Below are 8,665 nucleotides of genomic sequence, written 5' to 3'. Positions count from 1 at the left end.
TGACTGGTTGGCAGCCGCTGTATGAGACGACTGAGGCGCCGAAGGCTGGTGAGCAGGTCACCTCGAAGCCACCGAAGTTTGATAACACTGACACTGAGGGTGTCGTCGAGAAGCTCAGCGGAGATGATCTGACTGCGCATGACAGGATCAAGGAGCCGACGAGGTTCGATCTGGCGGATGGGTTTAAGGCTCCGAAGGGCTACAAGGTCAACGTTGATCGTCGTACCGGTGAGGTTTCGGTGACCTTCCCGAAGGATGCTGCGTTTAAGTCCGAGATTGAAGTACCGGTTCAGGTTACCTACAGGGACAAAATGACTGCTGTTGGTAATGCGCGTTTTGTGCTGACTGAGGTGCGTGATGCTGACAAGGTTGAGCCGGAGTACGGCACGGGTGTGGCTAAGCCGGGTAAGGATGCCACGGTTGATGCGCCGACGTTTAAGAAGGCTGACGAAAACGGTGACCCCACCGACGAGACCACCGAAAAGCCTGAAGGCACCACGTTCGCGCTGGGTGATTATGCTTCAACGGACGTGACCATTGACCCGAACACTGGTGAGATCACCGCCAGTGTTCCCCAGGAAGCGAAACCGGGAGACAAGATCACGGTCCCGGTCGTTGTGACCTACCAAGACGGATCCAGTGACTTCACTTACGTCACCGTCATCGTTGTTGAGAAGGATCCGTCGGTGAGTGCTGAACGTCATGCGTTGATCATTGCGGACGGTTCTCAGCACCCTGTTGGCAAGGTTGAGAATCCGAGGGGTGACGAGAACGGCAAGCTCGTCGATAAGGGCGGCAACGAAATCCCGGGCTCTAAGGTCGAGATCGACCGGGACGGCAACATCACAGTTACGGTGCTGGAGGGGACTGATCCGCAGGAGGCCAAGGTCATCGTCTCTAACGCGAACGATGCGAAAATTGGTGAGATCGATGCGGAGATCATCGATACGAGGTCGGACGCTGATAGGTACTTCCTGAGGCCTCAGGGCCAGACAGTTTCGCTCGGTGAATTGCCGGATGCGAAGGGCAACATTGAAAACGCCCAGGGCCTACCCTGGGACGCAAAATTTGAGTACCGGGAAATCCCCGACACATCCACCCCTGGCGACAAGAAGGTTACGGTCATCGTGACCTACCCGGACGGCTCGACCGACGAAGTCGACGCCACGGTCACGGTCAAGGAAGAAGAGCGCGTCCCCCTTACCAACCAGTTCGATCCGGTGTACCCGCGCGCGTATGTGCGGGTGGGGGAGTCGGCAACGTCGGTCACGCCGAACTTGACTCGCTACGTCAATGGGCGCGAGTTCCGCCGCCAGCCGCTGCGGACAGCAGGAAACGTGGCGTTCAAGGTGGACGCCCCGGGCATGCTCAAGGACAACGGCCGCGTTGAGGTTACCGCGCCGAAGGATGCGCAGCCAGGTGACATCATCACGGTTCCAGTGCAGGTCACGTACGCAGACGGCACCACCGACAAAACCGAAGCCATCTTCGAGGTCATCCCTGGCGCCTACGCCGAGATGTACGACCCGAAGTACGAGGTCGGCCGCTCCGCCTCGCCGGGCGAGCAGACCCAGGTCAAACAGGTGGGCGATAACGACCTGCCGGAAGGCACCACGTTCACGCTCGACAGGAACAAGTCGGACCTCAACGGTTGGGGCATCCAGGTGGATGAGACCACGGGCCTGATCACGGCAACCGCGCCGCAGTCGCGTGAGCACCGCGCAGAGGTTGTGGTGACGGTGTCGTACACGGATGGGTCGCAACAAAGCATTGTTGCCTTCGTTGACCCGCAGGCAGCAACCTCGATGGCGGAGACCATCCCGGTCAAGGATGCGCTGGTTACGGTTCCGGTAGGCGTGGCGATGGACGCGAACGTCGTGCCGGCGCTGCCGGATGGCACCACCTTCGACATTGGTGCGTTTTCGGACGAGAACTGGTCCGTGGACGTCAACAAGGACACCGGCGAGGTCACGGTGGTCACCACCGACAAGGTGCAGCCGAATGACCAGGTCGTTGTGCCGGTGGTGGTGAAGTTCCCGGATAGGTCCGAAACCACGGTCAACGTCACCGTCGTGGCAACCAAGCCGCAGACCACCCAGCACCAACCGGTGTACGTTGCGTCGAAGGTTGCTCCCGGCCAGCGCACTTCGCTGCAACTCGAGGTTCCACTGGACAAGAAGGCCGGCGCGACCTACTCCCTGGCAGGCAACGCTGCGGGTCTGAAAGCAGAGATTGATCCGGAAACAGGCGTGATCACGGTGCAGGCGGATGCCGGCGCGAAGCCGGGCACGCGAGTGCTGCCGGTGGATGTCCGCTACGCCGACGGCTCCGTCGAGCGCATCCAGGCGCGCGTGGAGGTCACCGGCACAGGCGTGACGGCAAACCCGGCGTGCGACCACGGCTCAAGCAATTCGAGCACGTCCAGCACCTCCAGCACTTCCAGCGAATCGTGCACCACCGGCTCGAGCACCGGAGGGGTCATTGCGATCATCCTTGGTGTGCTCGCGGTGATCGGCGGCGCTGCGTGGGCTGCGTTTATCAACCAGGACGCGGTGCGTGACGTGCTGCGCAACTTTGGCATCAAGTTCTAGCAAAAGGGACAAGGATCATGGCTTTGAAGAAGACAGCACTTGCAGTTTTGCTCAGTACTGCGATGGTAGCGCCGCTCGTCGTAACGCCAGCGGATGCTGCAGTTCAGAAATACGAAGGCGGCTACCAGGTCGCGCAGGATGCCACTAACGGTGCGTTCGACGGCGTGCTCATCCAGCCGAGCCGGTTCACGGACCTGCACTACGCGCACCCATACTCCGCACCGGGTGGGCTGAGTGCACGCCTGTTCACCGATGTGTGGGTGAACAGCGAGGGCGTTTCGCTGGAGAACAACACCACCGTGACCGGTAAGCAGCAGGGCAACGCCAATGTGGTCACCATGGTGACCAAGGATGGCAACGTCACGATTACCCGCACCTTCACCATCGAGGGACGCTCCACCACGGTGAAGACCGTCGTGGAGGCACCGCAGGGTACTCGGGTGCAGCTTGATTCGACCGTCCTGCTCAAAGCACTCGAGGCGGATTACACCGGCACGTTTGACGCGGGTGCCAACCGCTTCCACCTCGCGCCGGTGAAGCCGGGGTACGAGGTCGACGTCACCTTCGGTGAAGGGACGTTCGCCACCGCCGCGGACAAGGACTTCAAGGCGCTCAACGCCGCAACGGGCGAGGAAGTCAGCGGCCACATCGGAGCTTCTGCGGAGGCCCAGCGTGGTCGTTGGGTGGGCAGAACCGACGCCTCGGGGCGCTTCGAAACCAGCGTGCGTATCGATGTCTCCACCCAGCAAGACGCCGCCGACACCGACGGCGACGGCCTGCCCGACATCTGGGAAGAAGAGGGCTTCACGCTTGCAGACGGCACCGTCATCGACCTGCCCAAGTGGGGCGCCGACCCGCAGCACCCGGACGTGTTCCTGCAGCTGAACTGGATGCCGTCCGAGTGGGAGCAGCGCGGCTGCGCGGACCGCGGCCGGTTCAACCCGACGGCGAAGGACGTGCTCTCGTTTGAAGAGTGCGCGACGCTGAACAAGAACTTCTACCGCCCCACTCGCAAGATGCTCCAGGACTTGGAGGCGCTGTTCCGTGACAACGGCATCAACCTGCACATCGACGCAGGCGCGCTGTACGCCCCGGGTATCCCGGTGGCGGATCGTCGCGGTGGTCAGAACAAGGAGAAGTTGCCGTACGCGAAGTACTCCTTTGACCAGGATGGCAGGTCGCGCGTGGACACGATGAAGGGCTGGCACAACGACCTGCTCGGCGAGCGTGACGCCGTGTGGCATGTCGGCGTGATCGGCGACACGATTGCCCCTGGAGAACTTTCGTCGGGGCTGGGTTTGCAGGGTGAGAGTTTCTTCGTCGCTAAGGGCGCTGGCTTGACCACAGAAGAGGAGTTCAAGGGGACGATTCTTCACGAGTTCGGTCACGTTCTCGGCCTCGACCACGACGGCATCCCCACCGAGGAGAGTCACAAGTACGCCGAGTTGCTCGCCGGCTACCCGAGCGGCCAGCAGGAGCGTAACTACATCCCGAAGTACAACTCCGCGATGAACTACCTGTACCAGTTCTCCCGCTTCGGGCTTTCCACCGAGGAGACGAAGGCGGACGGTTACGCGCTGAACTCGGGCAAGAACTTCTACGACAAGTGCCCGGAGGGTCTGAAGGATCAGTTCTGCTTCGTTGGTCAGTCCACCATCCCCGCGGACTGGAAGAATCTGGTGTTGCGTTCCAACTACATCGGCAAGGCCGACGGCATCATTGGCGTCACGCACGAGCACGATCAGTTGGCGGAGGAGGACCTGACTGTCTACGAGCTCGCGGTGCTCGCCGCTGCCGATAACAATCTCAAAGCAGGGGCATTGCTTATCGACGACGCCCACAACGGCATCGTTCTCCACCACCCCAACAACGCGCTGAATGTCCGCGTAGAAAACAAGGGCATCGACGCCCACACCTTCACCGTGGAAGCCCGTTGGGGCAACGGCAAGTCCGCACGCAAGGACATTGCGCTGGCTGGCATCGCGGATAAGGACAACTACGCCGGTGACCTCGCCATCCCGATGCAGGACCTCGCTGGGGTGAAGGGCCCGAACACGCCTGTCGAGCTTTCGGTGAAGAACCAGAACGGTGAGACCGTGTTTGACGAGACCTTCCGTGTTCCCGTCCTCGACCTGACCAAGCAGGAAGCCGAAAAGGTGCTTAAGGACCTCCCGTCCGCGAAGGTGAACAAGGAGGAGCAGAAGAAGGTCGAGCAGGTGCTGCGCCCGGTCGTGCAGCCGCCGGCCCCAACCACTTCGGCGCCGTCGCCTGCGCCTACCCCGAAGGAGACCGTCACCGTGACGCCGACGCCTAAGCCTGCGCCCGCCCCGGTGACCCAGACCCGCGGCCCGGTGGAGCCCGCGAACCCTTCGGATTCGGCAGGGAAGCCGTCTGATGGCTCCTCCGCGAACGGCGGCGCGATCGCCGGCGCCGCCTTGGTAATCCTTGGCACCCTCACCGCTCTGTTCGGCTGGTGGTTCAAGAACGGCGAGCAGTTCAAGTTGCCGTTCTAGGCTCACGGTGCCGGGGCCCGGTTGCCTCGTAGGTTCGACGCCTGTGGTGGATTCTTCCCATCACAGGCGTTTTTACGTTTCCGTAGTCTTTACACATGACTATTAAAACGTCACTCATTGCCCCCGTTAGGGGGTGATGGTGAAAGGCTCAGATTTTCCTAAGGCATTAAGACCTCGAAAAGATAACTAATTCCCTAAAACTGTAGACAACTACGGAATTTGCTGGAAGTGCCCCTGCGCACCCTGCCGGGCTCACTTTTCCGCCGCTCTTAGGTGGAGCACAGGTAATATTATACGCCTGTATAACAGTACTGGCCAGCGCTTTTGATGGCGAGTGTCATTGATCTATCTCAGGGTGGTAACAGCTGTCATGGAGCTAGTGGGTGCATTGCCGTCCCCTGTCACTTTCTTTACGGTGGTGTCCATAGGCCCTGTTTGCAGGTGTGTTTTGTTTGCTCGTCAGGGTCATGAACCTATGACGCTCAGACTTTTTGGAGGGAATTTAATGAAAAAAAGTCACATTGGTCGCCGTCGCGGTACGTCCGTAGCAGCGGCTGCTCTGTCATTTGCACTTGTTGCGCCGTTGGCACAGCCGGTCGCGTTTGCTGCTGAAACTGGATCTGAGGTGAATACGGTTGATGGACACACAGCGAAGTGTGGTCTGGATCCAAATGATCCGATGGCGCGCTACAACACCCAGCTGGTTAACACTGAAGGTGCTGAGGTTGTTGACGCGATTGCAAATGGCTACACCACCTCGGTGACTGACTTCACCAATGCGAAGCACACTGTGTCTGGCTTCGTTGGTGTCGGTGGCTACGGCACGATTACTCCTGGCACAGGTCGCTTCGTTGAGGACGGCACCCGTGTGTTCATGCAGTGGATGGATGAAGACGGCACCGTGTCTCCGGTGTATGAGACCCAAACCCACAAGGTAGGTACTCGTCAGGGACGTTTTGCCTTTGATCTGCGTGATGGGTTTACCGATTCGAATGGTAACTTCCACCAGTTCCGTGCTGTGTCCAGTCAGCTGATTCGCATCTGGGCGGAGCCACAGGTTGAAAAGCGTTCAGGTCTGTTGATGTACCCGATGCGTACGGCACCGGGTTTGACGACCGGTCAGTGGCAATCGGCGTTCCCAGCAAAGCACGGTACGTTCCCGCTTGTGGGCACGAACTACCAGCGTGCCCACATTTGGATGGGGTACTTGCCGATTGATCCTGAGACTGGCAAGAACTTCATGATGGCTGAGGAAGTCTCGGAGAACCCGCTCGTCGGCCGCAACGCTGAAGGCCGTGATCTTGGCACCGTAACCGGTGATGAGGTCATCGTTGGCCGTGTGTGGCATGAGACTGGCCTTGGCGCAGATCAAGCCAACATCGTGACCGGTCCTGCCTTCAAGACTCCCGCTTCGACTTCGAAGGATACGCCTGCCGTCGGTTACAAGGTGTACTTCACCACGTTGACTGAAGAGGGCATTACCGGTTTGGCAAATGCGCATGAGCAGGACATGTTCGTTCGTCCTGGTGCTGTTGCGGATTTGGTTAAGGAGCACCCTGAGTGGCTGCGCAAGACCTGGGTTGCGACCACGGATGAGACTGGCCAGTACGCCCTCGACCTGAAGGGCGACTATGATGAGGTCGCGAAGAACCGTGGTTACTATGCGTGGGTTGAGGATGCTTCTGGCACCGTAGTCCAGACGCACTCGGTTGGTGCGCCGATGGAGTTTAAGTTCAACTTCTCGCGCCAGGCGTCGAACTGGGTTGCATTCCCGACGCCGAACAGGCTTTCCGGCGCTGTCGCGAGCATGAACTTTGCGGTGACGGGCTCGCCGGAGGCGAATAATCTCGCGCTGCATGTAGTGAATTTCGACAATATGAACAACCTGGCGCACCGTGAGGATGTAGCCAAGTTGGCTATTGATGGTGCGTTGCCGGGTACGGCAAACCGTATTGTGTGGACGAATGCTGCCGGCAAGGTAGTTGACCCAGCAACCGGCGAGCCGATCGAGGGTGTTGATCCGCGTGATCCGGATGTTGGCACGCAGATTGAGCAGTGCGGTGATGAAGCGAATGCGTCTTTGACGGTGCCGAAGTCGGCTAAGGACGGCGATACGTTTACCGCATGGTTCTATGCTGGCCCGAATCCGATTGCTGCTGATTCGTTCTCTGTGACGGCTGATCAGGCTGCTGAGGTTGATCCGCGTTACGGTGATGTGCACTGGGATGAGGATCCGGAAACCGATGGTTACCAGTCTCTGCCGCCGAAGTTCTTCAAGGAAGATCGTGATGGCGTCAAGGTTGATAAGGAAAACGACGTCACCGATTCGGTTGAGGGCGAGAAGTACGAGTTTGCGCCGACGTTCCGTATCCCGTTGAGGGATGAAAACGGTGATCCGATCGAGGAACAGGCACGTAATGCAGATGGCAGCCCACAGTTCGCAACTGAGCCGGTAGTCGATGAGAACGGCGATCCGGTGCTTGATGATGAAGGCAATCTGCAGGAAAAGCAGGTGCTGGATGAGGCAGGCAATCCTGTTCCGGTGATGGAGCAGAAGATCGGTGTTCCGGAAGGCTTTGAGATTGATCCGGAGACCGGTGTGGTGACTATTCCGGAGAACTACTTGCCGAAGGATGGCGAGGATCCGGTTGTTGTTCCTGTGCGTGTGACCTATGCCGATGGTTCGGTTGATGTTGCTGATGTGAAGTTCTTCCCGAAGAAGGCTTACAACGATGTCTTCGAGCCGAGCTATGACACCAAGTTGGTCGATCCGGCGAAGGATCCTGCGGTTTCGAATCCGAAGTTCACTAAGAATGGTGAGCCGTTCGAGAAGGTTCCTGCTGGTTCTAAGTTCGAGTTGAAGAACGAAGATGGCAGCGACTGGACTGTTCCTGAGGGCTACACCGTGACGGTTGATCCGGAAACCGGTGACGTTACGGTGAAGGCTGATCCGGAGAAGATCAAGGAGCTGGGTGAAGACGGTAAGCCGGTTGCTCCGGAGGAATTCGATGTTCCGGTGAAGGTGACCTACCCGGACGGCACTGTTGACGATGCGACTGCGAAGTTCCAGCTCGACACCGACGGTGACGGTGAGCCGGATGTCACCGACGAGGATGACGATAATGACGGTATCCCGGATTCTGAGGATAAGAACCCGCGTGATCCGGAGGTCGGCAACGACGCATACGTCTACGAGCCTAAGTACGACCAGGATGGCTCCGGCAAGCCTGGTGAGGACGTCACGGTGGACAAGCCTGTCTTTAAAGACAAGGACGGCAAGGACACTAAGGCTCCTGAGGGCACCAAGTTCACCCCGGGTGAGAACGTCCCAGACGGTGTGACCATCGATGAGAACACCGGTGAGATCAAGGTAACCATCCCTGAGGATGCCAAGCCGGGTGACAAGATCACGGTCCCGGTTGTTGTGACCTACCCGGATGGCACCACCGACACTGTTGATGTTCCGGTGACTGTCGAAAATGACGACGCGCCTGTCACTCCGGGAACCGAGAAGACCACGGTTGATTCCTCTGGTGTGAAGCCGGTTGATCCGACCGATAA

3 protein-coding genes are annotated in these 8,665 nt (G+C 59.1%); all 3 read left to right on the top strand.

The window, feature by feature from the left end; genetic code table 11:
• Positions 1 to 2,591 (top strand): YPDG domain-containing protein (locus tag HMPREF2785_RS07675; RefSeq protein ID WP_210386103.1); only part of this gene is annotated, 2,591 nt, incomplete at its 5' end.
• A 17-nt stretch (positions 2,592 to 2,608) separates the two neighbouring features.
• The gene (locus HMPREF2785_RS07670; protein ID WP_070614760.1) at positions 2,609 to 5,104 is read left to right on the top strand and encodes a hypothetical protein; all 2,496 of its coding nucleotides are present in this window, start codon (positions 2,609 to 2,611) and stop codon (positions 5,102 to 5,104) included.
• A 505-nt stretch (positions 5,105 to 5,609) separates the two neighbouring features.
• A partial coding sequence (locus tag HMPREF2785_RS07665) for a YPDG domain-containing protein (protein ID WP_141743368.1) occupies positions 5,610 to 8,665 on the top strand: 3,056 nt, incomplete at its 3' end.

The sequence above is a fragment of the Corynebacterium sp. HMSC067D03 genome, assembly GCF_001811185.1.
In the GTDB taxonomy this organism is placed as follows: Bacteria; Actinomycetota; Actinomycetes; order Mycobacteriales; family Mycobacteriaceae; genus Corynebacterium; species Corynebacterium coyleae.
Note: the sequence above shows the minus strand (reverse complement) of the source record. Positions and strands in the feature narration are given on the sequence as shown.